At 60.3% G+C, this 26,820-nt stretch carries 19 protein-coding genes and 2 pseudogenes; 8 read left to right on the top strand and 13 right to left on the bottom strand.

Going from position 1 to position 26,820, the window contains the following annotated elements:
* Positions 1-662: 662 nt before the first annotated feature.
* Together ABIC03_RS26035 and ABIC03_RS26030 are read right to left on the bottom strand one after the other, a co-directional pair.
* A complete protein-coding gene (locus ABIC03_RS26035) occupies positions 663-1,259 on the bottom strand; it encodes a hypothetical protein (RefSeq protein ID WP_354062204.1) in 597 nt (198 codons plus the stop codon).
* Positions 1,260-1,812: 553 nt separating this feature from the next.
* A pseudogene (locus ABIC03_RS26030) lies at positions 1,813-3,366 on the bottom strand (ISL3 family transposase).
* Between the two features lie 79 nt (positions 3,367-3,445).
* On the opposite strand from ABIC03_RS26030, the pseudogene ABIC03_RS26025 reads away from it, so the two are divergent.
* Both ABIC03_RS26025 and ABIC03_RS26020 read left to right on the top strand, forming a co-directional pair.
* A pseudogene (locus ABIC03_RS26025) lies at positions 3,446-4,001 on the top strand (transposase); the annotation flags it as partial.
* 205 nt (positions 4,002-4,206) lie between these two features.
* A complete protein-coding gene (locus ABIC03_RS26020) occupies positions 4,207-4,413 on the top strand; it encodes a hypothetical protein (RefSeq protein ID WP_354062202.1) in 207 nt (68 codons plus the stop codon).
* A gap of 163 nt (positions 4,414-4,576) precedes the next feature.
* On the opposite strand, the gene ABIC03_RS26015 is transcribed toward ABIC03_RS26020, so the two are convergent.
* The gene (locus ABIC03_RS26015; RefSeq protein WP_354062200.1) at positions 4,577-6,058 is read right to left on the bottom strand and encodes a carbohydrate porin; all 1,482 of its coding nucleotides are present in this window, start codon (positions 6,056-6,058) and stop codon (positions 4,577-4,579) included.
* Between the two features lie 982 nt (positions 6,059-7,040).
* Here ABIC03_RS26015 and ABIC03_RS26010 point away from each other — a divergent pair.
* From ABIC03_RS26010 to ABIC03_RS25985, 6 genes are read left to right on the top strand one after another with little or no spacing between them, the layout of a single operon-like run.
* Complete coding sequence (locus tag ABIC03_RS26010; protein WP_354062198.1) at positions 7,041-8,306, top strand: extracellular solute-binding protein; 1,266 nt, start codon at positions 7,041-7,043, stop codon at positions 8,304-8,306.
* Between the two features lie 45 nt (positions 8,307-8,351).
* A complete protein-coding gene (locus ABIC03_RS26005) occupies positions 8,352-9,470 on the top strand; it encodes an alpha/beta fold hydrolase (protein ID WP_354062196.1) in 1,119 nt (372 codons plus the stop codon).
* Positions 9,467-11,137, top strand: a complete 1,671-nt coding sequence (locus ABIC03_RS26000; protein WP_354062194.1) for a hydantoinase B/oxoprolinase family protein — start codon at positions 9,467-9,469, stop codon at positions 11,135-11,137. Before ABIC03_RS26005 ends, ABIC03_RS26000 begins: the two co-directional genes overlap by 4 nt.
* Positions 11,130-13,307, top strand: a complete 2,178-nt coding sequence (locus ABIC03_RS25995) for a hydantoinase/oxoprolinase family protein (RefSeq protein ID WP_354062192.1) — start codon at positions 11,130-11,132, stop codon at positions 13,305-13,307. Before ABIC03_RS26000 ends, ABIC03_RS25995 begins: the two co-directional genes overlap by 8 nt.
* The gene (locus ABIC03_RS25990) at positions 13,300-13,695 is read left to right on the top strand and encodes a RidA family protein (RefSeq protein ID WP_354062190.1); all 396 of its coding nucleotides are present in this window, start codon (positions 13,300-13,302) and stop codon (positions 13,693-13,695) included. Before ABIC03_RS25995 ends, ABIC03_RS25990 begins: the two co-directional genes overlap by 8 nt.
* On the top strand, positions 13,667-14,968 hold the full coding sequence (locus tag ABIC03_RS25985) for an NAD(P)/FAD-dependent oxidoreductase (protein WP_354062188.1): 1,302 nt from the start codon (positions 13,667-13,669) through the stop codon (positions 14,966-14,968). Before ABIC03_RS25990 ends, ABIC03_RS25985 begins: the two co-directional genes overlap by 29 nt.
* Positions 14,969-15,179: 211 nt before the next feature.
* Here the strand turns inward: ABIC03_RS25985 and ABIC03_RS25980 are convergent, their stop codons facing one another.
* The 10 genes from ABIC03_RS25980 to ABIC03_RS25935 all read right to left on the bottom strand — a co-directional run bounded on the left by ABIC03_RS25980 (position 15,180) and on the right by ABIC03_RS25935 (position 26,634).
* Complete coding sequence (locus ABIC03_RS25980) at positions 15,180-16,661, bottom strand: alkaline phosphatase family protein (protein WP_354062186.1); 1,482 nt, start codon at positions 16,659-16,661, stop codon at positions 15,180-15,182.
* Positions 16,662-16,745: 84 nt separating this feature from the next.
* The gene (locus tag ABIC03_RS25975; protein ID WP_354062184.1) at positions 16,746-17,699 is read right to left on the bottom strand and encodes an MBL fold metallo-hydrolase; all 954 of its coding nucleotides are present in this window, start codon (positions 17,697-17,699) and stop codon (positions 16,746-16,748) included.
* Positions 17,700-17,760: 61 nt separating this feature from the next.
* Positions 17,761-18,984, bottom strand: a complete 1,224-nt coding sequence (locus ABIC03_RS25970) for an ABC transporter substrate-binding protein (RefSeq protein WP_354062182.1) — start codon at positions 18,982-18,984, stop codon at positions 17,761-17,763.
* An 85-nt stretch (positions 18,985-19,069) separates the two neighbouring features.
* A complete protein-coding gene (locus tag ABIC03_RS25965) occupies positions 19,070-20,011 on the bottom strand; it encodes an alpha/beta hydrolase (protein ID WP_354062180.1) in 942 nt (313 codons plus the stop codon).
* Between the two features lie 139 nt (positions 20,012-20,150).
* A complete protein-coding gene (locus ABIC03_RS25960) occupies positions 20,151-21,305 on the bottom strand; it encodes a succinylglutamate desuccinylase/aspartoacylase family protein (RefSeq protein WP_354062178.1) in 1,155 nt (384 codons plus the stop codon).
* Positions 21,217-22,098 (bottom strand): aminotransferase-like domain-containing protein, encoded by an 882-nt coding sequence (locus tag ABIC03_RS25955; RefSeq protein WP_346283413.1) that lies wholly within the window; start codon positions 22,096-22,098, stop codon positions 21,217-21,219. The genes ABIC03_RS25960 and ABIC03_RS25955 overlap by 89 nt, the downstream gene beginning before the upstream one ends.
* A 259-nt stretch (positions 22,099-22,357) precedes the next feature.
* Positions 22,358-23,623 carry an extracellular solute-binding protein gene (locus ABIC03_RS25950; RefSeq protein ID WP_354062176.1) on the bottom strand — a complete coding sequence of 422 codons (1,266 nt, stop codon included), beginning with the start codon at positions 23,621-23,623 and terminating at the stop codon, positions 22,358-22,360.
* Positions 23,624-23,639: 16 nt separating this feature from the next.
* Entirely contained in the window at positions 23,640-24,488 is an 849-nt protein-coding gene (locus ABIC03_RS25945; protein WP_283018129.1) for a carbohydrate ABC transporter permease, read from the bottom strand.
* Positions 24,485-25,459, bottom strand: coding sequence for a carbohydrate ABC transporter permease (locus ABIC03_RS25940; RefSeq protein ID WP_354062174.1), 975 nt, complete (start codon positions 25,457-25,459; stop codon positions 24,485-24,487). Before ABIC03_RS25940 ends, ABIC03_RS25945 begins: the two co-directional genes overlap by 4 nt.
* Complete coding sequence (locus ABIC03_RS25935; protein WP_354062172.1) at positions 25,456-26,634, bottom strand: ABC transporter ATP-binding protein; 1,179 nt, start codon at positions 26,632-26,634, stop codon at positions 25,456-25,458. The genes ABIC03_RS25940 and ABIC03_RS25935 overlap by 4 nt, the downstream gene beginning before the upstream one ends.
* Positions 26,635-26,820: the final 186 nt, after the last annotated feature.

The raw sequence follows: 26,820 nt of genomic DNA, 5'->3' as shown, positions 1-26,820 counted from the left end.
AAGCCGAAGTATGTACGCAATCTTGGAGCGAGTAAACTAGGCACTTTCACCTTATCTGGCTTACGGGCTAACATCACATCCCGAAATTTAGGTAATCGCCCTCCCTGGGAGGCGATCGTGTGGCGCTTGTTTCCCTGATCGCTCTGATGGGATCGACGTTTTCGCTACCGACTCTCGCAGCAGACTCCCGTAACGATGTCACGAACGCAATCGTGATGGTGGCCGTGCGCGGAAAAACGGCCAACGGGACCAACGTCGAGGGGAACGGGACAGGGTTTGTCGTCGGCGTCACGAGAAACGTAGTCACCGCAAATCATGTGGTAGAGGCTCCGCCTGAAGGATGGGCAAAAACCGACCTTGGTCTCCCCGACTTCGGTAGTCATACGATTCAGGGATCTGCAAACCGGATTAATGACCGAGGTCAGACGAGCCAACGTTCAAAAGAACGTTCCAAACCAAGATTCTGCCCTCCTGGAATTCGAGGGTTTATCGCGACGAGGGCTGAGCACATGCCCGGACGCCGAAGCCGATAAGGTTGGCACGCAACTCAACGTGGCCGGTAAGCTAGCCCTGCTCGAGTGCGGCCCTTCGCGGCTCGGTGTGCACACAAATACAAGAGAACAGCGGACTGCTGCCGTTTGAAGCGTCGCTAGAAGGATTGATCATTGAGCTCTCAGATTTGTCTGTTGAGGTACGACCTGCGCGTTTGTTTGAAACAAACATCGCATGGCACGTAGTGCAGGCGTGAATGCGTCCGCATAGGAAAACGCATGCCAGTCAATGTTCTCTCGCGCACCCAGCCGATCTTGGTGCAACTTGTCTCTTACATTCCTTACTCGATTGACGTCATCAGTAAGGTCAAGTTTTCCCGTTGGGTCAAATTTTCTCACGAGCGATGGCCCCCATTCCTCATGGCGGATTCGATTGGACGCAGCCCCATCCCGCTTATTCTCTCTCAACCAGAGCGCCGAGCCTAATCCCTCGCAAATTGAGAATACGCCCACGCAGAATTCGAAGTTCATTATCTGGAAATAGGGTTCGAACAAGATTGATGGACCGGAGCCGCGCTCTCCATGAGGAACGATCAACCCAGCCTTCAATTCCAAGGCAACCATAACATGCTTGAGATTGGATATCAGTCGCTTTCGTACTCCTGGGTGCAGGCCTTCTGGAAGGCAATGCCCGATCCATTCTTCCCAATCGGTCGAGATGGAGTTTTTGACGAAACCCGTGGGCTTTTCGCCTGTTATGTAAAACATCTGGAAAAATCCCAACTCGTACGATGATTGAGAATGTTTGGCGGGCCAGGGGTCGAAGTTCGGGCCCGGTTGAAGGCCCAGATGCTTATCGCTCTCTATGACCGCCTAAGTTGGCTGTCAGGAACGCGAAACACGCCCTTGATCATATCCGGATTGCAAACGCAGATCTGAACGTGAGTTTTCTGGAAGAACCCCGATGTCGGATAGATGCGCTCACCCTCGATGAATATACCTCGCACAGTGTCAACGGGAGCTTCTCCGGCGTCCCGTCGAATTCGATGGAACATCTCGATCACGGCACAATCAAGGTTGCGGCGGAGGCCGTCCGAGTGGTTTTGCGGAAGTTCGAACTTCGCCTTGGCGACCTTTTGGGCAGCAAGCAACGGCTGGGCGCCTGTTGAAGCCGCGGGCCTGCTGACCAAGAGCCGCCTCGACTGGCAGGCGTCGCTGTCAAAGACATTGCGTGTGTTTCGGCATGGAATAAGGACCCCGTTTTCGGGGTGATCGGCATCCAATCGGGGCTCTGACGCATATTCGATGATCGTGTATGTTTTTATGGCGCGCCAATCAGCCTAGCCTGAAGGAGATCGAGCTTAGCGCGCCCGTACATCTGCCGTTTGACCAGCTTGAGCTTGGTGATCTGAGCTTCCACTTGGCCATTGGACCATGGTTGCGTGATAGCCGCGTGCACCGCGCCCTTATCGTTGGCGATGCCATTCGCGAATGAGCCAATGAGGCTCCGCTTGGATTCATCGATCCAAGGTTCGAGCTCGATCTCGGCCCTCTTTCGGATCATCGCGTGGAAGCGGCCAATGAGAGCGTGGGCATCGGCCAGCATAGGAATGCTCTGTTCAATAGCGGCAACCGTGACGGTCTCGGCCTTGGTTAGGTGGTCGCGCTTCGTCGTCATCAACTGCGCGATCGTCCTGGCGGCGGGGACCTTCTGCAATTGTTGACGGCTGATAGTCTCGGCGCGTCGCCGTCGCGTGGCCCATTCCGCCACCACGCGCAGCGATCCCTTAAAGCCTTGCCCTCTCAAACGGCGCCAGAGTTCGGCACCGTTGCGACAGCCGCCTGACCACTGCGCGTCCAGGAACGGCAGGTGCCCATCCAGGGTGCTTTGACGGGTGCGGAATATATCCGTACCTCCGCCGCGACTAATTTGGCGAACCAGATTACGACTATGTCCTGTGCGGCGGACGATCTCCTTGAGCGGCACACCGTCGCTGACAAGAGCCGCAATTGCGGCATGGTTGTCCTGGCGCCGCAGATAGCCCTGATAGCGAAGCTTTTCCGCGCACGTCAGCAGTTTAGGATCGATCGCCGTCGCCCCGATTGCGGTTCGGATTTTGCTCATGGAGCGGCGCACCGCATCAAGGAAGGCCGCGCTCGCGTTTTCCATCAGATGCCAGCGGTCGGCGACCTGGATGGCGTTTGGGAGCGCCTTGGCTGCTGCCTCGCCATATCCACCACCGCGATCTCGAGACACAATGTTGATGCCCGGGTGCTTCGACAGCCACGCCTGAACGGTCGCCGTTTCCCGGTCGGGCAGCAAGGCAACGATCCGCCGACGCTCCAAATCACACACGATGGTCCCGTACCGACGGTTTCTCCGGAACGCCCAGTCATCGATACCCACAACAAGCAATGGATCCGTCGGCATCGCCGTCCGCCGGCGGACCACCCGCAGCAAAGTATCGTTGCTGACAGGCAGCATGAGCCGCTTGGCGAAGCTTGCGGCCGGCCGGCCGCCGAGCGCCAAACCCAGGTGATGGACGATGTGTTCGAGCGTGCCGTTCGACGCCGTCGAAGCGGAACGACGTCTTCTCGAACCGCTCCGCGAAGATCTGCCGGCGGCAATGCGGCACCTCGCATGTGAAGCGTCGCGTGAGCAATCGGAGACGCACCTTTCTGCCCGCTGATGGCAAATCGGCAACGTGCCGGACGTAGCGGCTATGGATGCGGCTCGACGCTGTCGCGCACAAAGGGCACCGAGCCTCCGCAGCTTCCGACCTAACAGCCAGAATAAGCGAATCCTTGAGTCACTTACACCAACAAACACCAAACCACTCGGTACTAGCGATGAGATTTGAAAGCCCGTCCGCATGGCGCTGATTCTCCGTTTGAGAACCTCAGTCGCCCGGCAAACTTCATCAGAAATGAGTCAGACCCCCAGTCGAACGCCGATTGACATACATTTGCCATGGCTCGACGATCAGTGGGCGTCTGGCTGTCGCAACGGGGCTGAACTTTGGCGCCGTTTGAAGGCGCGTGGCTTCCGAGGCTCGCTCCGCGTCATCAGCGAGTGGGCGCCCCGCAGACGACGAACGGAAAGTGCCGACACACAAAACCTTCAGAGGATTCCGTCGGCCAGAACAATTGCGCGCCTGATGACAGTCGGCCGGGACCTGCTCACGAAAGCGGAGATCCTCACGGTCGCGGCAATTGAAGCTGGCGTGCCAACCCTGGTCGAGGCACGCGAGATCACCGCCGAATTCCACCTGATGATCCGGCGTAAGACCGAGGCTCATCCCGTGGATCGAGCGCGCCCGCGCCAGTCTCGTCGCCCCGTTCGCCAGCGGCGTCGCCAGGGACGAAGCGGCGGTCCGAGCAGCAATCACTTTGCCCTGGTCTAACGGCCAGACCAAAGGTCAGATCACACGCCTCAAGCTCGTCAGGCGTCAAATGTATGGCCGCGGGAAGATCGATCTGCTTCAAGCCCGATCAATCGGCGCAGAATGAAAGGAGCTGCACCAAAATTGCGTCATACGCAGAGCCAATATTGCAGGCCGAACGACAAATCATCGAATAATGCGATTTGATCGCCGCTGTGATGCGATGCGGGACGTCGCCGCTTGTGAAAACAAGTCACGCGAGTCAACCTGCCGTTTGACCCGTACGCTCTCGCAAGGAAGCCGTCCTGTTTGAGCCTGCTTCTGGTGCCGATATGACAGACCTCGGAATAGGGATCAGCTTCAAGTCGGGACGGTGGGCGCTGAGTTTCGATCTTGAGAAGATCGACAAGTTCAAGGCGCAGCACGGCTCCGACCTATTCGCTGAAGAAGGGTGCCGTTACGTCACCCGCCGATGCCATGAGCTCGGCATCACTGACGATCTCTGGCTATGGCTTGAGGCAGTGCGGGCAAACAGATGACTTGATCGCGCCAGCCACGGGATACGTGAATACGAGCTCACCCGGGAGCGGGTGCGTTTGAAGTCACCCAATCAGACTCATAATAAAGCTCCTGCGTCGTGGGAGGCTGCCAAATGCTGCCACCGAGCCGGCGTGAGCCGGCCCGGCGGGCTTCCGGAGCGCCTTAGAAGAATATCGATGTCGACGCTGAGAAGTTCAGGGCGTGGCCGATTTGAGGTGTGTAGGTGATGGTCGTGGGATTGTTGATATAGGTGAGACCAAGGTTGAGATAGACGCCCGGCGCAAGATGCGCCGTGTACGTGCCTGAAATTGCCTTACTGTCGTTGTGAACGAGGTTCTTGGCGGCTAGAGCGTTCTGCACGGCGATGTTACTCCAGACGGTGTCTGTCGCAACAACTGAGATCTGATCGCTGGGACGGCTGTCAAAGAGGCCCTTTGCGTAGAGACGCGCTTCGTAATACTGGACGACCTTGTTTTGGTCGGGCGGTGCTCCCATGACGGAGAAGCCGCCGTAAATGCCGCGCGAGGCCGCGCCCTGCGGTGCGACCTGCCAAAGCTGGCGATCGGCTGCAACATAATAGAAGTTATTCTCGTCTCCTCTCGGTTGTTTGGGGAAAGCAAGATTGGTGTAGTGACTGGTGTTGTAACCGATACCGGCGCGTACCCAAGTATCGAGCACACCGGGAGCCGCCTTGGTCTGGTACCCCGTTTCATCAAGCGTCAGGATGCCGGTATTGGGCGTGGTCCAATTCAGGCCCGCCGGGTTCTGATTGACCTCCGTCGCAACGCCGTCCGGGCTGATCGACCGCTGCACCGAAAGTTTGGTGTAGAGTTGACTATCGAAATTGTATCGAAGATTGATGGCCGGTGTGGGTGTCGCGTTGCTGCTCATCCCGCCTTGGTACAAGACGTTGGACGAGGGTCCGAAAACGCTCGCGCCAGCGTTTCCGCCGACCAATGTGCCAGCGAACTCATGCGAGTTTCTGAGGTAACCGACCTTGAGTTCGAGCGCCCTGTCGAAGAAGGTCTGATAATAGGCAAGCGTGTTGATGCCGAGCCTGTCTGGGCCGCCCGGCTGCCAGGTCCACGATTGCTGCTCCATGCCGGCGATGATCTGGCCGTCGGGGATCCCATATCGAGTGAGGTCATAGGTGACCATCACGTAGTTTGTGCTGTTGAACGTCGGATTCTGACCATTGTAGAGCTGATTGGCGATAGTGCTTCTGGCCGCATTTGGGAGCACGTTTTGCACGTAGCTGTTCTGTGTCCAGGCAACGTAACCGATGCCGAGATCAGCCAGAGCTGATCTGAAGCCGCCTTTATCCTGGTCAACCGTATCGGCAGGACCAGGGATGTTGATTTCCAGGCCCCGCTCACGAAGCTTGTCGAACCTTGCAAACTTGCTGGCTTCGTCCTGCGGTTTTCCTGCCGCGATGTCAGCACGGCTGGCGTGGGGCAAAGCGGGAGCTTGCGCCAAAGCAAACCTTCCGGGAACGCTGCCCGACCCGGGGAGCCGGCCCTTCTTCTTCGGGAGCTTTGGCTTAACGGTCGCATCGGGAGTATCGCTCTTGACGCTCGAGCTGCCGGCACTCTGTGCCAGCGCCATACTGCTGATCAGACTTACTGCCAATGAAAGCGCGACCATGCGCCTTCCCTGTTTTGGAAAAAGCTCAGGCACATCGCCAAATGCCTTGACCCGCCCGCAGCGCGTAACCTGCGCGCCCACCCGTCCAGTACGATTTCGCTTTACTCGCATAACGCCCCCGAGAGATTGTGAGACTTGTGACGGGGGCTCCAATCGCATTGAGACCGCAACAGCGGGATGACGTTCATCGAATAATTCGATGAGAAGTCGCACGATACGCGATCCCGCACGCTCATGGGCTTCCCACGCCAGCACCAGTTGGGCGGACCGGCGTTCGGTGCAACTGGCCCCATCCGCGCGTGATTATTCGACAAAGCCGAGCGAAGCCGCAGAGCACTTCGAACGGGCCATCTTGTCAAATGCGCTGATGCTGTCATCGAAACTATGTGAGGGATCTTTCGGCGGCGACCATCTCGATCGCGAGCGTCAAGTGGTGTTCTCGAGAGATCGTTCCGCGATGGCGATCTTGGTCAAATGCGGATCACGCTGGGCCAGCGGGAGCTTTGCGAGCGTGAGGCGCATCTGCCGCGAGTGCCTCCCGTATTGGATCGCATATTGGGGCAATTGCATCGACTAATTCGCTGTATGTCATTTGATCGTAGCAAATACCGCCTTTAAGTGCCCCCTGACAGATGTGCAGGCAGACAGCGAGAGGACGAAACGCGATTTCCGCGGTTGCGGCCGATCGGTTCACTGTCCGGAAAGGCTTTACGAAGCTGCGGTACACCGAATGGGCTCCGCCACCACGAGCCTTGCTGGAGTGGAGCGAGGCCAGCGCGAGGCTGCGTGAGCAACAGACTTAAGCTGGCAAGGAGACTAGCGGTACGGTCCTAAGTACCAATGAGTTTCCGACATTCGGCGATCCGGGCGTCAAATGGCGAGCCTGCCACTCCAGGCTGAACGAGAGATGGGCCGCCACACCACTCGGTGCTTGAAACTGGCGCGCCAGACGAGATCAGGCGAAACCTCTGGGGATGACGCGATGCGGACCACACGTCGAAAAGTGCTGCTGGCTGCTGCTAGCGCAATCGGCTCACTCGCCGTTCCTGCGATCGTCCGTGCCGCGACCACCAAGCTGACGATCAGCCACGGCGCACCGGCCTATCTCAAGATGCTTGCCGAGCTTGGGCAGCAATTTTCCGCCAAGTATTCTGGCGTACGGATCGACTTCATCGCCGGCGGCGAAAACTGGGATCCGCTCTTGCAAAGCACGCTTCGCTCGGCTTTGGTCGGTGATTTACCGGATGCGACGTGGCAGTCCCTTACCTATGCAGGGATTCTCGCAAAGCGCGGCATATCGCAACCGATGGACGCATTCACGGGAGACGTCAAAGCCCTGTCCGCCATCGGACTTTCGCAGCCCTTGATCGATGCAACTCAGGTCAGAGGAAAGTCCTATTCTCTGCCCTTCGGGACGACCATTCCCGTCATTTATTACAATATGACGCTGTTGAGGCGGGCCGGCTACTCCAAAAACGAGCTGCCATCGTCTTGGGACGAAATCGCCGCGATCGGAAAGCAGGTTGCCTCGCTCGGTGAAGGCGTCAATGGCGGATATATCGAGTATATGTCCACCAACGCGTGGATGTTGCAGAACATTCTCGGCACGCTCGGCGGCCGCATGATGAATCCCGAGCAGACGCAAATCGCGTTTGCCGGGCCTGAAGGGCTGCAGGCACTCGAGATACTTGCAAAATTCGGCCGGACCAACAATGTCGACATGACGCAGGACCAGGCGCGCCAGGCGTTCAATTCCGGAATCAGCGGGATCCATATCCGAACTGCAAGCGGCATCAACTCGGTAGCCAAGACAGCTTCAGGAAAGTTCGAGTTGCAGGTCGGCCAGCTGCCTGTCCCCAGTCCGCAGGGAAGGCTTATTGGAGCCGGGCACGGCTTCTTCATGTTCACCAAGGATCCAGAGCGCCAGCGGCGGGTCTGGGACTTCATCCGCTTTGCGGCGGATCGCGATGGCCAGGCCATCCTTGCGAAACACACCGGCTACCTGCCGATCAACATGATCGCTCTGAACGATTCGAAGTTTCTCGACTCCTATTTTGCCGATCATCCATATCACCGCTCTGTCGTCGAGCGGATGTCGATAACGGGCGATCAGTTTTCATTTCCGAGCGACAACACCGTCAAGATCGTCGACATGATGGCCGAGGAAATGCGCAAGGTTGTCACGCAACGTTCAGAGCCGAAGCAAGCCTTGGCTGATATGGCCGAGCAAACCAGGAAGCTGCTCTAGTGCGCCGCCTCGTATGCACCTGCGGCACCTGAGGTGAAGCCCGCAATGACTGATCAACAGCAATTAAGGCACTGCCGGGCAGCGCTATTCAAAGGCGAGCATCGGTCAGCCATTGGACTCGTGCCGGTGCTTGCCTACTGCAGGCCAGGAGACGTGGGCAAACCGCTCGTGCTGTTTCTCACTGGCGGGGGTGTTATGGCGCGCATTGCCTACGGCCACCCAGGCGCAAACGCGAGCGATTTCCTCGATCATTGGCTCGAGAGGGTAGGATGGGGTCTGTTGACTGCCACCTATCCCGGCGATCATCCGGCGCTCACGACATCCAAGCCAGATCTGACATTGGACGACTGGGCGGCGGCGCTTGCAACACTCGTCGCGGAGACATTGGGCAGTGGTCCAAAACGGCCGATCATTGCCTGTGGCTGGAGCATGGGTGGCAAGCTCGTTTTTGCGCTGACCCGTGCGCTGCGCCTGAAGGGGCTTGCCCTCGCGTGCTTCGTTTCCTTCTGCGCAACGCCCCCCTTCCCTCGCCTAGACGGCGGACCGATCCCACCGGAACGAATGTTGCCGAACGGACTCTGGGATCTCTCGGCCGGAACGAGGGATGGCCTGACCAGGGACGAGCGCTGGCAGCAAGAGCTACTCGCAATCGCGAATCTGGAAGGGCGCAGTGTCGTCGATCCGGACCTGTTCAGGTCTCTCTACCGGACCAATGTCCCTACGGCCTTGTGGGGACCAGAGCTGGACCGGTTTTTTGAAGGACAGACATATCAAGAGTTGTCTTGCGCGCTTCGTGAGGCCCGCTCGTTCTCGGGCGACGATTATCCTATATGCGCTGCGGTTGTTCCCATGGACTCACGGGACTACCGGCACGCTCTTGCCGATGAAGCGGTCTGGGGATCCATCACCGTCCAGGGCCTTCTGCACAATGTCGTGGCGAAGGTCGCCCCCGCGCAGCTCTCCACGCATGATTGGCTTCGTCTCCGTGAGCGTATCATCGACCTGCCGCGGCGCCTGGTCAGGCACCTGCCGGGTGGACATTTTTTCTTCGTCGGAGCACGTGGCGCAAGCGCCACCATGTCTCATCTCGCAGACCTTCACGAGGAAGTACAGCGCGCTTGCGCGTTATTTGGTGGTTTCAAAAGTTTGCGGACAAGCACATGAGGGCGAATGTCGACTTCGATCCAATCGAGCTTGAGATCTTCTGGAATCGATTGCTGTCAGTGGTGGATGAGGCTGCGGTTGCGTTGCTTCGGACTGCATTCTCCACCGTCGTTCGCGAATCCAACGATTTCACAGTGGTCCTGATGGATGCAGAAGGGGCCAGTATCGCCGATACAAATGTCGGGACCCCGTCGTTTGTCGGAATTCTGCCCAGAACCCTGCGCCAATGCCTGGCTCACATACCGATCGAGGACTGGCAGGACGGGGATTGCATCGTCACCAACGATCCCTGGATGACCGCGGGTCACCTGCTGGATCTGGCAATGCTCGCGCCCATCTTCCATCACGGCCGGCTGGTCGGATTTTCTGGATCCATTGCTCATCTGCCCGATATCGGCGGCGCGCTGTTTTCAGCAGATTGCCGGGAAGTGTTCGAGGAAGGAGTACGCATTCCGCCAACCAAATTCCTGCGGCAAGGACAGGAAAATCGGGACCTCGCCTGCCTCATTCGCGCCAACGTCAGAGTACCGGAGCAGGTTCTGGGTGATGTCTACGCGCAGGTTGCTGCGCACGCAGTCTGCGCACGCAAGCTTGGCGAATTTCTCGAGGCCTCCGGCCTTCAAGATCTGACCGCGATCTCGGCTGCATTGCAGGATCGCGCCGACAGGGCGATGCGATCCGCGATAGAGGCGGTACCCGATGGAACTTATCGCGCCGTCCTCACAGCCGATGGCTATGACAATGAGGAGACGCGGATCGCATGCGGAGTGACCGTTGCGGGCTCGCAGCTTCACGTCGACTATGCAGGTAGCTCGAAGCAGATTGGCCGTGGTCTGAACTCCGTCATGAACTTCACCTATGCGCTTTCAGTGTATCCATTGAAATGCGCGCTCGATCCTACGACTCCTCGTAACGAGGGATCCTACCGCTCGATTAGGGTTACAGCCCCGGAAGGGAGCATTCTCAACCCGGTTCACCCTGCAGCGTGTAATGCGCGGCAGCTCACAGCCCATCTGCTTGCGGGCGCGATCTATAAATGCCTCGCTCAGGTCATCCCCGACAAGGTCGTCGCCGAGTCAGGGACTGCCCCAACCCTGCGTTCGGTCTACAGCGGCATCGATCGCTTTGGAAACCGCTTCTCCCAAGTCTTGTTTGGCAGCGGCGGAATGGGAGCAAGCGCTCACTCCGATGGTCATTCCTGTACGCCATTTCCGACCAACACGGGCTCTGGAAGCATCGAGGCATTCGAAGCGGCGGCGCCATTGATCGTTTGGCGCAAGGAGCTCATCGCGGACTCCGGTGGAGCTGGCCAGTACCGCGGGGGACTGGGCCAGGAAATTGAGGTCGAGGTGGTTTCCGCTGGAGATATCCAGCTTTCCCTCATGGCTGACCGACAGAAACACCCACCCGAGGGTCTGATGGGTGGACGGGACGGCGCACCAGTTGCCATTCGGCTGAGGGATGGATCGCAGCCGCATCCAAAATCTCGCAGTCTGCTCGCGCCAGGGCAGCGCTTGATCTTGCGTTACGCCGGTGCCGGCGGCTTCGGAGATCCCAAGAAGCGGACGCGCGCCGACATGCTTTTGGATCTGGAAGAGGGGTATGTGACGGTGGAGGGTTTGCAGCATCACTACGGCGTACGGCTCGAGGAGATCGCAGGTGAGTAACGTCGGGAGTGAAACTTGCAAGGTTCGGACGGGCGTCGACGTCGGTGGCACCTTCACTGACCTCGTTCTCGTCGACCAGAATACGGGGAAGATCTTTCTAGGCAAGCGTCTGACCACACATGCCGACCCAAGCCGCGCGATCTTGGGGGGGCTCGAGCGAATTGCGAAGGAATCTGGCCGCTCGATAGAGAGCGTCGACGATCTCGTGCACGGTACGACGCTGGTCACCAACACCATCATCGAGCGACGGGGCGCCAAGGTCGGCCTTCTGACCACACGAGGTTTCCGCGACAGTCTTGAACTCGGCAAGGAAATCCGCCACGACCGGCACGATTTGTTTTTGCGCCGGCCGGAGCCACTGGTCTGTCGACGCCTGCGCCAGGAAGCCGGCGAACGAATCAATGCGGCGGGCGAGATTCTCCTGGAGCTCGAGGAAGCCAGCGTCCGGGCTGCCGCCCAGGAGTTCAAGGCGAATGATGTCGAGGCCATCGCTGTCTGTTTCTTGCACAGCTATGCCAATGCGGTTCATGAAGAGCGTGCGAGGCAGATTTTGCAATCCGAACTGCCAGGAGTGCCGATCACCCTCTCTCACGAGATTTCACCAGAGATTCGCGAATACGAGCGAGCCAACACGGCATGCGCCAACGCATATGTTCAGCCCATGATGAACCGCTATCTGACGCGGCTCGATAGCAGACTACGCGAGGCCGGCTTTGCTGGCTCGCTGTCTCTGATGTTGTCGGGTGGGGGTCTCACAGGTATCGAGGCTGCCGAGGCACAACCCATTCATCTCATCGAGTCGGGCCCCGCCGCCGGAGCGACCGCTGCCGCCTTCTACAGCCGGATCACTCAGATCCCTGATCTGATCTCCTTCGACATGGGAGGCACGACTGCAAAAATGTGCCTCATTGAGGCTGGTCAGCCCGAACGATCGAACCAGTTCGAGGCGGCCAGGGTCAGCCGGTTCCAGAAGGGATCGGGGCTTCCTCTCAAAATCCCTGTCATCGACCTGATCGAAATCGGTGCCGGAGGCGGGTCGATCGCTCGCATCGACCAGATGGGCCTGCTCAAGGTCGGGCCTCAGAGCGCGGGATCCGAGCCGGGGCCGGTGTGCTACGGACGCGGAGGCAGGCGTCCAACGGTCACGGATGCCGACCTTGTCCTTGGGTACCTCTCGCCGACCTACTTCCTCGGCGGGGAGATGGAGCTCGATATAGATGCCGTGCAGCGTGCGCTGCACGAGCATGTCGCCGCCCCCCTGAATATTGACGTCCTGCAGGCCGCGATTGGCATCCGCAGGATTGTCGATGAAAACATGGCGGCCGCAACGCGGATGTACATCGCAGAGAAGGGCCGCGATCCGCGTCGATATGCGCTTCTCGCCTTTGGTGGTGCAGGTCCCGTCCACGCGCATTCGCTCGCCAAGCTGCTCGGGGTGAAGCGTGTAGTCGTTCCACTAGGCGCAGGAGTGATGTCCGCGCTTGGCTTTCTGGTGGCCGCGCCGGCGATCAACCTGGCGCGCAGTTATGCCGGCCGTGTTGCGGATCTGGATTGGCAGCGCGTCAACGCCTTGCTCGAAGCCATGGAGCAGGAGGCAAGTCGTTTTCTGACCCGGAGCGGCATTGCATCTGAAGCCATCGGCTTTCGACGCTGCGTCGACATGCGCCATCTGGGACAGGGTTTCGAGATCCCAGTCGACGTTCCGGATGGTATCCTGGACGCACGGACCGCAGATATGCTCGGCGGCAGTTTCCGGAAAGCCTATGAGATCCGGTTTGGGCGAAGCATCGCCGGGATTGCGATTGAAGCGCTGACGTGGCGGCTTGCCGCCGTCGGTCCAGCGCCCGAGGTGTCATTGCAGTTCTCGGCTCCCGACCGCGTCGAGGCCGGACCCCACAAAGGCTCAAGGATGGTCTATTTCCCCGAGACCGGATTTGTAACGGCCGATGTCCTCGATCGCTATCGGCTCGGTCCAGGAATGCGGTTCGAGGGGCCTGCGGTCGTCGAAGAACGCGAGTCGACAACCATCATCGGACCTCACTGCAAGGCCGAAGTTGACGCCTCGCTCAATCTCATCATCAACATTGCGGAAGTGCCGCGGCAGCGCAGCGACGCATCCGGAGAACCTGCGCCATCAACTGTCAAAATAAAGGAGATGTCCCGTGTCTGAGCGTGCCCATGTCATCGATCGGCTGCGCGGCAAAGCTATCGGCCGAAACGCCGGAACTGCTTATCGTGAGTTGGTCTGGGTCGCCACGATCCCAGACCGAAAGACTGCAAGCATTTCGGAGCAATCTGCCGACATTTTCATGAAGCTCGATCGCCTTTTGGCGGAGCTCGGCACCGACAAGCAGCGGATTCTTTCCGCCACGATCTACCTGTCGGATTTGAGCCACAAGGCCTCGTTTGACGAGGCGTGGTGCAGGTGGATAGGTGATGATCCCTGCCATTGGCCGCAGCGGACCTGCGTCGGCGCTCAGCTGGTCGGTGCCACCCTTGTGGAGATCATGCTGCTGGCTGCGAGGGCAGATGGCGGTGCGATTGATGCACCAATCTGAGCGAAATGTCGTGGTGATTGGCGCCGGCATTGTCGGCGCTGCGACCGCAATCGAGTTGCTGCGCGAAGGCCATCAGGTCACGATTCTTGAGCCCGGGGAGATCGGCGGTGATCATGCGGCGAGCTATGGCAATGGAGGCTGGATCAGCCGCAGCCTCGTCGTTCCAACGTCTGTCCCCGGCCTTTGGCGACATGTTCCTGGCTACCTCATGGATCCGCTCGGGCCGCTGACGATCCACTGGCGCTATCTTCCGGGCCTGCTTCCATGGTTGTGGCGCTTCCTTCATTCTGGCTCGACCATCGAGCGGGTCGGAAGAACAGCGGCAGCCATTTCTGGTCTGATATCGGATTGTGCCGAACGGCATCGCAAATTGGCGCAAGAGGCTGGCGTGCCAGATTTGCTGCAGGACACAAGCCTTCTTCATGTGTTCCGGAAAAGAAGCGATTTTGACGCCAATGCGCTTGCGTGGCGCCTCAGACGGCAGAACGGCACGACATGGCGCGAGTTGGATCAGGGACAGCTATCCTCGCTAGAGCCTGACCTCGACCCCCGCTACACCTTTGCCATAGCCGTGGACGGAAGCGTATGTGTTGATCCCGGACGATACGTCGCGGCCCTTGTTGACCACGCGTGCCGACGAGGTGCAACGATCCGCAAAGGACGAGCAAGGGGCTTTCGGATCAAGAGCGGTCGGCTCCAGGCGGTTCAGACAGCCGACGGTGAGCTCGCATGCGATCGAGCTGTTATCGCGGCCGGGGCCTGGTCGAAGGAGCTCGTTCGAGGGCTGGGCGACCGCGTCTTTCTGGAGAGCGAGCGCGGCTATCACGCCGTCATTCAAGACCCGGAAATCAAGCTGAAGAGCCGGATCTTGTTCACCGACGGAAAGCTCGCCACCACCACCACACCTTCCGGCTTGCGCGTGACCGGACAGGTCGAATTGGCGAGTCTACGGGCTAAGCCGAATTGGACGCGAGCGCACGTCCTTCGCGATTTCGCGCTCAACGCATTTCCGGGCATGCCGAAGACTTTGCCTCACAATCGGCAAACGTTTTGGATGGGGCACCGCCCCTCTACGCCCGACGGCATCCCGGTCATAGGCTCAGCAAGCAAATGCGCGGATGTGATTTATGCCTTCGGACACGGCCATATCGGCATGACTGCCGCCCCCGTGACGGGCCGCATCGTCGCGGAGATCATCAGTGAGAAAACGCCTTGCGTCGATCCTGGGCCGTTCTCGGCGCGTCGGTTTGGAGGCGGTGCACACCCGCAGTGAGTGGACGTGGATTCGACCGGTCTGCGAGCTACGCCGGCTTCTTCCTCTCCTGGAATTCTGACGTTCCCAGCCTCCTTGTTTGTGAGACGGAAGCGGACGGCCCTCCACTGCTCGTCAGCGGCTGTCCAGGTTCCCTTATCAAGCAGAGGGTCATCCTCACGACAGAAGCCAGAGAAATCCGCTGGATTGCGGGGCTTGGCGTCTCAGCGCCTCAACATTCGATCCAGCCGCCGGCGATATAGCTCGCACCGCCAACATGCTCGCGCCGGAGAATCTGGCGATAGTCCCCAAGCCGGGCCTCAAAGACTTCCTCGCGCGGGTAGATGAGATTTGGCGCCAATGCGAGGGCCTCGTGGAGCACTCGCCCGCTCATCGTCGGCGTGGCCGAAACTCCAAGCAGATGGAGAATGGTGGGCGCGATGTCGCAGATTCCGGACGGCAAAGAAGACGAGGCCCCGCTGCACGGAACCGCGGTCCCTGCGAGGATCCCGACTGCTGCAAGCTCTTTCGGATGAAGGCCACCATGCAGGCCGAGGCCAGTGCGGCGATCATTGTCGTAGAATGTGCCTCCCTCAAGGCCGAAGGCATCATCGCTGTCGTCCGTGCGGAAGGAAAACGCAACGTCCGGCGCGCGAATATGGTCGGCAAAGACGAGCCGCTTCGAGAGGCTGCCCGGCGCAATCCCGTTGACCTCGTCCCTGGCCCGCGTGAAGATCGGGCCGCACCACAGCTCGGCCGTAAGGCTTGCGACCAGCCGCGCGAGTGTCGCCTCATCCATCTCATCAAGATAGAGTGCGCCAACTTGCCCGGGAACGACCACGACGTCGACACCGGGACCAGGCGCCGTACCCGGAGAAAATCCTGCCGCCCGCAGGCTGCCCGCCACGGAGATCCGCGTATGGCCCGTGATATGGCCATGATCGGACAGGGCGAATAGCTGGACGCCGGCCGACCTCCCCTCATCGTCCCACCAGTCGAGCACGCGGCCGAACTGGCGGTCGCAATATGCGATGATGGACCTGGTCTGATCGGCTCCCGTGCCGTGGAAATGCGAGGTGACGTCGGGCTCGCCGAATGAGAGGATCGTGACATCCGGACGGCATCTGGGCCAGACATAGTCGAGGAAGGCCGATGTTATCCAATTCTGGCCGGCGCGGTCGGGCTCGATCTTGGGAGGCGCGGGAGGCAAGGGCCCGAGCTGGGCTTCGATGTCAGCGAGGACGTCGGAGGGCGTGCATGCCTCGCGGAAGTGACCGGAGAGACGGACGTGACCAAGGTCCTCGGCTTTGTGGTGAAACAGCCGCGTCGTGCCGGGCGTATTCGTCGACAAGACGGCAAGGCTCCGGCCACTCTTCGCCAGGAGCTCGCCAAGCGAAGGCGCCGAAAACAAAAGCCCACCGCTCGCGACATCGAGTTCACGCAAGAGAACCGCATCGGACGTGTCGATATAGCGAGGCGGCAGGGTGGTGCGATCGACATATTTGTTGCCGACCATTCCGTGGCGGTCTGGCGTTGCGCCTGTTACCAAGCTTGGGAAGGCAGAACGGGTTTCACTCGGATACACCGTGCGGTGATTGGCAAGCGTCAGGCCAGCCGCTTTCAGTCGCCACAAATTGGGGGTGAGTTCCTGGCTGATCAGATCGGGGCGCAGGCCGTCAAAGCTGACCACGAGAATCCGAGGTGATTCAAGCATCTTTCAAATCCGTTCTTTCTCGCACGTGACCAAGGTTAGGATCCCGATCCGGCCGCCGGCTCGAACATGCTGGCGCTGTTCGCCTCAAGCCTTCTCACGCCGCCTGATGCACCCGCTCGCATCAAGGCTAATCCAATCTCCGGGGGCCAAGACCAGCGATTCAGGGACGCTCTCACCCGCAGCTTTCGCATCAGCCAGGCAGCGCTGGAATTGATGGACCAGCGGATCGTCGGGATCGGTGTAGTGACATGGCAGAACCGTCTTCAGGCCAAGCCACTGCGCTGCCAGGACGCCTTCCCGCGGCGAAAGATCCGTGGTGAGTTTGCGGCCGGGCCTTGGATCTGCAATGCCGCTCGGATTGGCAATACCGAGCGATCCGATGGTCGGCTGGTAGAGCTCGCCCTGCAGGCGCATGTCGGAGAACAAGGAGGTGTCACCGGGATGATACCAGCGCACGCCCGCTCCGAGCTCGATGATGAAGGCCAGGGGAATGCCGGAAACGAAAGATCCGTCCGGCATTGTCGCGCCCGAGCAGTGCCGGCATTCCAGCGTCTGGATCTCAAATCCTGCAATCTCGAGGCGCATGCCCCAGGCTGTCGGCCTAATCTGGGATGCCGGAACGTCCATTGCCCGGAGATAGGCCTGGACCTCATTGCCGCACAGGACCGTTGCACCCGTAAGTTTCGCAATCGCCGGCGTGTCCCCGAGGTGATCGCGGGCCGCATGCGTGACAAGGATGAGGTCGACACGCTCAAAATCTTCGGCCTTGACCAGAGAGGCTGGATTGCCGGCAAAGAACGGGTCAAGCAGAATCCGCCTGCCGTCGGCAGCTACGATTTCATAGGCGGCAACACCATGATATCGAACGTTGCAAACTGAATCACTCATGGCAATTGCCTCCGGGAACGAGAGCGTAGTCTTGTCGCTGCGGCTTCTGGGATCAGCAAGATCCGCACCTGGGACAGCTTGAATCTGATGCAGGATTGCAAGCTGGCGATGATTGCATGCGAGACGACCCGGGTCGGTGCTTGCTTGCACCCTCGCCTCGCCTGATGTGAGCGGTAAGATTGGGCAAAGGCCCCCGCTTTCAGCGTCGAATTCATTTTGGAAGCAGCTGCTGGACCGCCTCGGTCATCGCCTTCATGGCGTCCTCGGGTGAGCGGCGCAGCGTCACCACATCCTGCAGCAGCAGGCGAATCCGGTCCGTTATTCGAAGCGAGTTGTCGCCGGGGAAGGAATACCATCCGCCCGCTTTGCCGGCCGCCCGGATCGCGGCGATCCGCGGGTCGGTGGGCGGCGTCAAAGCCTCGAGCGCTGCGATGGCTATTTGGTTGCCGGGCAAATAGCTCGTTACGTCCGAGACGATGCTTTGTGCCGGCGGGCTCGCCACGAACTTCATGAACGTCCAGGCCGCTTTCTGGTGCTCGGGCTTGCGGGTGACCATCATCACGCAGTTGCCGCCGACCGGGAGCCTGCCCTTGTCCACGATCGGAATAGGCGTTGTCCGCAAATCAAACTTCACCTGTTTAAGCTGAGTCTTGAGGAATCCACTCGAGGTCACGATCATTCCGATCGTTCCGGCCGAGAACGCCTGGTAGGCCTGTTCGCGAGGCATATCCACCTGGCCAGCCTTGCCGAAATCGCGGACGATTTCGAGGGCGCGCAGTCCGTCCGGTCCGTTGAACGTGATCGAGCGGTCGTCGGCGGACATCATCCGCCCCCCTTGCGATTCGATCAGCGCCATGAAGGTCCAGTTGCCGGCCGCGGCGTAGTCGAAAAAGCCGCCGATCCGGTTGGCGCCAAGCGCGGTGATCTTAGCCGCGAGAGCTGTTATCTCAGGCCAGGTCTGGGGAAGGTGGTCAGGATCGCCTCCCGCCTGCCGCACGAGTTCGGCGTTGTAATAAATGATTGGAACCGAGATGATAAACGGCAGCCCATAAAGCTTCCCGTCAGTCCGGCACAGATCGTCCGAGATCGCGTGGTAACTGCTCTCAGCCCAGGGTTTATCCTCGGTCAGGAACGGCGACAGTGGGAGGACCAGGCCCCGGCGTATGGTCAGTTCAGAGCGGTTGTAGCCCTGAAAAATGACGTCAGGAGCTGTCCCGGTAACGGTGTCGCGGAGCAAGCGCTGGGTAAGGTCGTCATAGTCAGTCGCCGGCGGCCGCACCGTTACCTTGATCTCCGGGTGCTCGGACTTGAACGTCTCGATTAGCTGAGGCGGCACCAGCGAACCGAGTGAGATGACGTCGATACCGGCTGCTTCAGCCTGCTGGATACACGCACCCATCAGGAAGAGCAGCAGAAGAAGCGGTCGCTTGAACATGTTGGGTGCGTCCTGATCAAGGCTGAAGTTAGCAGAAGGCGAGAGCGAGCTTGAATTTTGGAGCGGGCCAGCTGCTGCTCGCCGCTCAGATGTCTCTTGCCTTCAGGTTTGCCAAAAATCGTGAGGCCGTTCTGATGGCATCGTCAGCGCGGGGGACAAGACGAACGCGATTGGCAAAGCCGTGGATCAGCCCCTCATATCGCTGAACATCGACCAAAACGCCTGCCGCCTCGAGCCGGTGAGCCATCTCGAGCTGGTCATCGCGGAGCACGTCGAGCTCGGCGATCCCCATCCAGATCGGCGGCAAGCTCCTCAGATCCGCGTGAAGCGGTGCGAGATAGGGATCAGATGGCGATGTTCCCTCAGGCACGAGGGCATGGATATAGTGCTCGACGCGAGCCTTCGACATTCCGAACTGTCCGTTCCCGAAGAGACGATAGCTCTCGCGCCCGGTATTCGTGATGTCATAGCCGCCGTAGAATAGCGCCATGCCGACGGGCAACTTCTTGCCTGCGTCGCGCCGCCAGAGCGTTGACGTCAAAGCAAGAGTTGCACCTGCCGACCCGCCTGTCACGGAAACCCGGCTGGCGTCCAGATCATGGTCGCCGGCTGAGGCAAACAGCCAGTCCAGCACGTTGACGATGTCCTCAAGCGCTGCGGGATAGGGATGTTCGGGCGCTAGGCTGTACTCGGTCGCGATCACCGCGAGCTTTCCCTCTGCGGCCATTCTCCGGCAGATGCAATCGCAATGATCGAGCGAGCCCCGAACGAAGCCGCCGCCATGCATGAACAGCGTCACGGGCAGGTGTCCCGCAGCGTTCTTGTAGAGGCGGGCTTTGAGCGGGCCATGCGCGCCTTCGATCGAAAGAGGTATGACCTTTTCGATCTCTGGTGAGCCTTCATTCCAGAAGGGCGCAAACCTTGCTTGCTGGTCTCGGTCCCCCTCGAACGTGGAGGGCGGACCGCCATCAGCTTTTACCATTTCTGACAACTTTGCCATCGCGATCGCCATGTCGGGATCGATCAAGTCGGTGGAGGCCGACTGCCCGCTTCGGGTGCTCTGCGTAGACATGGAATGTCCTGAACTCGGTCGTGAGGAAGGTGACGTGATGAACCCCGATACTTGCCCGCCTGCGGGCCGCACCGCTTGGCCTGCTCAAGATGCTTCAGTTTGTGCCGGCGGGTGACCAGTCACGGCCAAGAGCAAAGACGCAATCGCCTCGCCCGGTTCGCGCCGGGATTCGCCTTGTGAGCACGAGTCCATCAGTCCTGGTGATTACGGGCTCGGGGTCTCGCCAGGGCGTCGTCGTGAAGTGGATTCTACCGACCACCTGGCCGGCCTCGACCGTGTCATTGAGGCCTACCAGAGGTTCGAACAGCCCTCGTTCGCTGCTGTCGGCATAGACATAGTCGCGGCTGGGAACGCGTGCGACGAACCGACAATCAGGCGCACGCCGATCGGTCAGGGCGCGGCTGGTCGCTCCGATGTGATGGAGGAGCCGCGCCAATCCATGTTCTGCCATCTCCACGGCAGCACGGTTGACGTCGCCGCCGCCGCCGAGCTCAGTCGACAGATGTTTGACGCCCTGGCGGCGGCAGGCGCCGATCAACGCGCCATCGCCGCCGGTTGAATGTTCGATGATCATGCCGACTGGCATGCCGAACACGCGCAGACGTGTCAGCGCCTCCTCCAGGTGATCCGGGTTTGGAGGACGGGCGACGACGGCACAAGGCAGATACTCGGCGGTGAGACTGCCCGAATGCAGGTCGATGACATACTCGACGCGCGGCAGGATGACGCTCTCGATGAAATGGGCGATCATCGCGGTCGGGCCCCCAGAGGGGTCACCGGGAAACTGACGGTTCAGGTTTCCGTCATCGAGCGGGGAATTGCGCCGATCTCCCCGCACGGCTGGCGCGTTCGCAGCCGGTAGAATAATCAGCCGGCCGCGCACGTCTTCCACTTTCAGCGTGCGGATCAGCTTCATCAGGATGATCTGTCCTTCGTATTCGTTGCCGTGATTGCCGGCCATCAGCAGCACGCTCGGACCTTCTCCGTTACGGAGCGTCACAATCGGAATCGGCTCGCAATTGTAGCCGGCGTCGTCGCCGGAGCGATCGTGCACAGCCAGTGGCAACCAGAGAAAGCCGGTCTGCTTGCCTGGCGCGTCGATATCGAGATCGGTCCAGATCTTGGACGCTTGTTTTGCTTTATCGTTCATGACGTGTCTTTTATCCACGATAGACTTCTGTGATTGCGAAGAGCCCGCGTTCGAAGGCAACTCTATCGCGCGGCGTGCCCGTGCCAAAGCGAATTGCATTTGGTGCAGGGCTATCGTCCATGGCGTATGTGCCGGCGGGGCTGACGTCGACGCCAAGCGCCCTCACTTTGGCGACGAACTCCTGCGCCGGGCGATCTGTGGGTAGCGAGAGATAGACGTGGAGGCAATCAGGCCGGCTGCGAAGGTCGGAGCTGGAAATGCTGTCGATTACCATGGATTGGCGAATACGCGTCTCGGCTCGCACCGCCTCGATGATGTCGTCGACAGCCCCGGTTTCGATGAGAGACGATACGATCGCGCCGTTCATGGGGGCGCACATCCAGTAGGTGGCGCGCACGCCCGGCCAGAGCCGCTCCGCCGCAGCCTCGGCACTTGGTGCAACGAGGTAGGCGATCTTCAGCGCAGCGGCCAGCGACTTGGCGGTGCCGAGCACGTACCAGGAGATCTCCGGCGCAAAACTCGATAATGGCGGGGGGATATCCTTGGGAAGCAGGCTGTAAATGTCGTCCTCGATGATCGCGACCTCGTAGCGCCGGCAGATCTCAGCGATGGCCTTGCGCCGCTCGAGGCTCATCATTCCCGTTGTCGGATTCTGGAGCGTCGGCATCGCATAATAGGCGGCTGGGCGATCGGCACGGCAGATCGCCTCGAAGGCATCCGGCCGGGCGCCCTCGCCGTCCATCGGGATCGGTGAGAGCTGGAAACCGAGATGCTGGGCGAAGGTGCGCATCGTCGGGTAACTCAGGGTCTCGATAGCGAGGCGTCGATTGGGGCCGACGAGGCTGGCGAGCAGCATCATCAGGATGCTTTGCGTGCCATTGGCAACGACCACTCTGTCCACCGCTGGAACGTCCTGCATTCGGCGGCCAATAAAGCGGGCGCCAAGCGCGCGATCGCGATCGCTGCCGCGAAATTGATGTGCACCGATCAAATCATTCGGCTCGCACTCGCCAAGAACCCGTTGAACGGCGCCACGATAGGCTTCATCGAAGACATGCGGCACCTTGGGCGGCAGATTGCCGCTCATGTTCAGAATGTCGCTTGGGCGGAACGATAGTGTCATGGGGATTTCCGGTTGGATGAAGAGCGTCTCAGGAGCTCAGGAGCTTGCGGGTCTGATCGGCCATCGCCTTCAGCGCGACATCAGGCCTCGTCCGATGCGCCACGACGTCCCGCATGACATCGGCCATCATGTCGGTGATCTTGACCGTGTTGTCTTTGGGGAACGAGAACTGATCCGTGGTGATCGCGAGGGCTTCAACGATGGCACGGTGATAGGGATTGATCTGAAGATACTCCTTGAGGAAATCGGCTTGCCCGAGCGCCGACATGTTGACCGGCATGTAGCCGCTCTGCCGTGCAAGGATCATCTGGCCCTCGGCACTTGCGGCGAAGCGGAAGAAAGTCCACAGCGCCTTCTGTCGTTCCGTATCCTTGGTGAAGACCATGAATCCGTGGCCAGCTCCCACCAAGCGACCCTTTGGGCTCGGGATGGGCAACCGGCCGACCATCAACTCGAAGCGTCCCTGGGTGGCCTTGGAGACGGACGTAGTTCCGCTCGCTGATCTGATCAGAATGCCACAAGCACCGGCATTGAACGCCTGCCGCGCCTGCTCGCGGCTCATGTTCGTCCCGCTCACATCGCCAAACCGCCAGAGAAGCTCCAGGGAGCTGCGGCCTTCGGGGGCATTGAACGCCACGTCGGATAGATCGGGCGTCATCATCCGCCCACCGAAACTTGCAACCAGGTTCTGGAAGATCCAGGCGTTGCTCGCGTCGTTTTCAATGAAGCCGCCGGTGATCGTGCGGTCGAGTGCAGAGATCTTTCCGGCAACCTCGATAATCTCGTCCCAGGTTGAGGGCGGCTGCGCGGCGGCGTACCCGGCCCGCTTCAGGAGATCCATGTTGTAGTAAACGACAGGGATCGTGGTTCCGAACGGCATCGCGTGGACGCCGCTATCGCCGGAGTTTGATTCCAGCAGAGGCTCCGGGAGGCCGAGTCCGGTGAAGGCAGCCCGGCCACCGGCCAAAGGATCGAGTGGTTGTATGTAGCCGCGACGGGCAAGGAGGCGCGCATAGGCAAGCGACTGCCAAGTCGCATCGGGCAGACCGTTGACGAGGCCCTCGCGAAGCGTGACCTGCAGTAGGGGATCCCAATTATCGCCCTTGCCCAAGAACTCGACGGCAATGGCCGGATTGGCCTTGGTAAATCGTGCCCCGAGCTCCTCAATCATTTTCTGATGGAGGCCCATCGGCACACTACTCCTCAGGGGTCTCTGAGCGGCGGACGCCGCCCGCGGCGCGGGGACAGCCGCCACACAAAGCCCGATCAGGGCCTTCCTGCGGGTGAGATCCATTTGGCGCTCCACGATCCTACTTGACGGCTCCGCCAGTCATTCCTTCGACGAACCACTTTTGAGCGGCAAGGAAAGCGACGACCAGGGGGAGAACGATAAGGGTCGATGCGGCCATCAGCGGGCCGTAGTCATTGCCGGACTCTTCGCTCTTGAAAGCCATGATTCCGAGGGGCGGAGGCATCAGGGATTCGTCCCGTACCGCAATCAATGGCCAGAACAGATCATTCCAATGGCCGACAATTGAGAAGATCGAGAATGCGGCAAGTGCCGGCAGCGCCATCGGCACCATGATCTTCCACACGATCGCGATTTCTGAGAGACCGTCGAGCCGCGCGGCATGGACCACGTCATCGGGAATGGTCTTGAAGAACTGGCGGAACAGGAAGATGCCGAAGGGCGAGACCACATAAGGGAAGATAAGCGCAGCATACGTGTTGAGAATGCCAAGCTGGTAACCGAGGACGAAGAGCGGCAGCGAGAGCACCTGGTGCGGCAGCAGCAGGCCGATCAACACCATGGCGAAGAGCAGGTCGCGGCCGGGAAAGCGAAGCTTGGCGAGCGCGTAGGCGCAAGGGGCGCATACGAGGATCTGAAGGCCGAGGATCAGAGCACAAACGATCAGGCCATTGCCCATATAGCGCGGCAGCGGCGCTTCGGTGAGCGCCTTGGTGTAGTTCTCGACGCCATAGAATTGCGCTGGCCAGAAGGAGAAGGAGGCGCGGAAGATCTCGCCGGGTGGCTTGATCGACAGCGACACCATCCAGACGAAAGGGACGAGGATGAGCGTGCCGGTGGTGAGCAGAACCGCATGGCGGACGATGGCGGACGGCTGCAACAAGCGGTTGGGGTGCATGTTGATGCTCATTGGTAATGCACCTTCCTATCCATGAGCCGGGCTTGAGCGAGGGTGAGGGTCACGACGATGGCGAGAAAGACGACCGCAACGGCGGCGCCATATCCGGTGCGCAGATACTCAAAGCTCTCCCGATATAGCGTGTAGAGCAGCATTTCAGATGCGTGGCCGGGCCCGCCTCGGGTAAGCACTTTCACGGTGTCGAAAGACTCGAATGCCCTCAGCGCCACGACGATGACGACGAACATCGTGACCGGCCCGAGCAGCGGCAAGGTGACGGTGCGCAGTCGGTCGAGCCAAAGGTCAGCACCGTCGATATCGGCAGCATCGTAGAGATCCTGCGGGATGCTCTTCAGGCCGGCCAGAAACAGCACCATGGCGTAGCCGAGGTTCTGCCAGATACCGATGACGGCCAGCACCGGGAGGGCCGTATTCTCGTCGCGCAGCCAGTTGGCGGTCGGCAGGCCGATGGCGGCGAGCGTCTGGTTGACGAGGCCGATCGTGGGATGCAGCAATGCTTCCCAAGCGACCGCCATGGCCGTGAGCGTCGCCATGAAGGGCAGGAAGTGGATGGCGCGGTAAAAGGCGTGGCAGGACTTTCCGCTTTCGATCAGAAGCGCAATCAGAAGGCCAAAGACGAGGGTGCCCGGCACGACGATCAGAACGTAGACGATTGTGTTGACGAGCGAGGCCCTAAAACCATCGTCAGCGAAGACCTCGCGGAAGTTGGCGAGGCCGACAAAGGAGAGCGTCAGCGCGCCGAACTGCCAGTCGGTGAGCGCGATGACAAAGACGCCGATCACCGGCAGGAAGAACAGGGCGAGCAGAAAGAAGACCGCCGGCCCGGCCAGCGCCCAAGCCGCCAGCGCTTCTGTAAAGGCCCGCCTGCGGGCCGGAGCGGCGGCGGGGGATGGGAGTGCTCGAACGCTACCCGTCGCAGATGGCTCGTTAGGAGCGCCGGTAAGAGCAAGAGGCTCGCTCATCGGGCTACCTCCCGGATCGGCGTGACCGATGCCCGGCCGGATTCGACTTCTTGGCGCAAACGCCGCCCGTTACGATCAAACAGAAGCACACTATCTGGCCTGACGCCGACGTGTAGGGTCTGGCCGGGGGCGATATCAGGCGCCCGTTCGGCGAGCAGCCTTGCGATCAACGGATGATCGCCGCCCGCCAGATCGAGATGGACGAAGAGATCGGAGCCCATATGCTCGATCATGCGCACGAAACCGGTCAGTGCGCCCTGCCCGCCGCGTTCGGCGAGATGAAAAGCCTCGGGGCGAATGCCGAGCGTGAGATGCGCTCCGGCAAGCGCATCAGCCCCGATAGCAAGCGTCGATCCGGCCACATCGATCAGGCCACGTTCGCGCACCACACCGTCGAGCATGTTGATCTTGGGCGAACCGATGAATTCGGCGACGCGCCGGTCGTCCGGATCGGCATAGATCTCCTGCGGCGGAGCGACCTGCAACAACTCGCCTTCGAGCATCACAGCCACGCGGTCCGACAGCGTCATGGCCTCGGCTTGGTCATGAGTGACATAGACGAAGGTGACCCCGAGCCGCTGGTGCAGTTCCTTGATTTCGGCACGCATCTGCACACGGAGCTTGGCGTCGAGGTTGGACAGCGGCTCATCCATCAGGAAAACAGCCGGATGACGCACCATTGCCCGGCCGACCGCCACGCGCTGGCGCTGGCCGCCGGAGAGCTGCCCCGGTTTGCGGGCCAGCAGGTGGCCGATGCCGAGGGACTTGGCCGTACGGGTGACTTCCGCGTCGATCTCGGCAGCGATCCGCGCCGTTCCCGGCAGCAGGCGGCCCAGAAGTGGAAGCCTCTGAAAGGTCGAGAGCCGGCGCATTCGAAGCGGCAGGCCCATGTTGGAGGCAACCGTCATATGGGGATAGAGCGCGTAAGACTGGAACACCATCGCTACGTCCCGGCACTTCGGCCTGAGGTTGTCGACCGCCCGCTCGCCAATCGAGAGCGAACCTGCATCCTGCACCTCGAGTCCCGCCAGGATACGCAGCAGCGTCGACTTCCCACACCCCGATGGTCCCAACAGCGTCAGGAACTCGCCATCCGCTATCGACAGCGAAACACCACGCAAGACGGATGTCGCGCCGTAATTCTTATGGATGCTGTCGATCGATACGGATGCCATCGCCGTTACCTCCACATCGTCATGAAAACCCCTGCAAAGCACGGCACCGAGATCATCCCGTTTGGCCGTGTACGCTGGCGTGCCGGACCTTAGAAACTCGTACTGCTACAGTCGGATGACGCCCATCGAATAATTCGATATGTGCATCCGCAGATGCGATGACGTGTTCCGCTCTTGGGGAGAATG

Origin of the sequence: Bradyrhizobium sp. RT6a (genome assembly GCF_040547675.1) — a bacterium.
Taxonomy (GTDB): domain Bacteria; phylum Pseudomonadota; class Alphaproteobacteria; order Rhizobiales; family Xanthobacteraceae; genus Bradyrhizobium.
The sequence above is the reverse complement of the archived record's forward strand: the minus strand, read 5'-3'. Positions and strand labels throughout refer to the sequence as shown.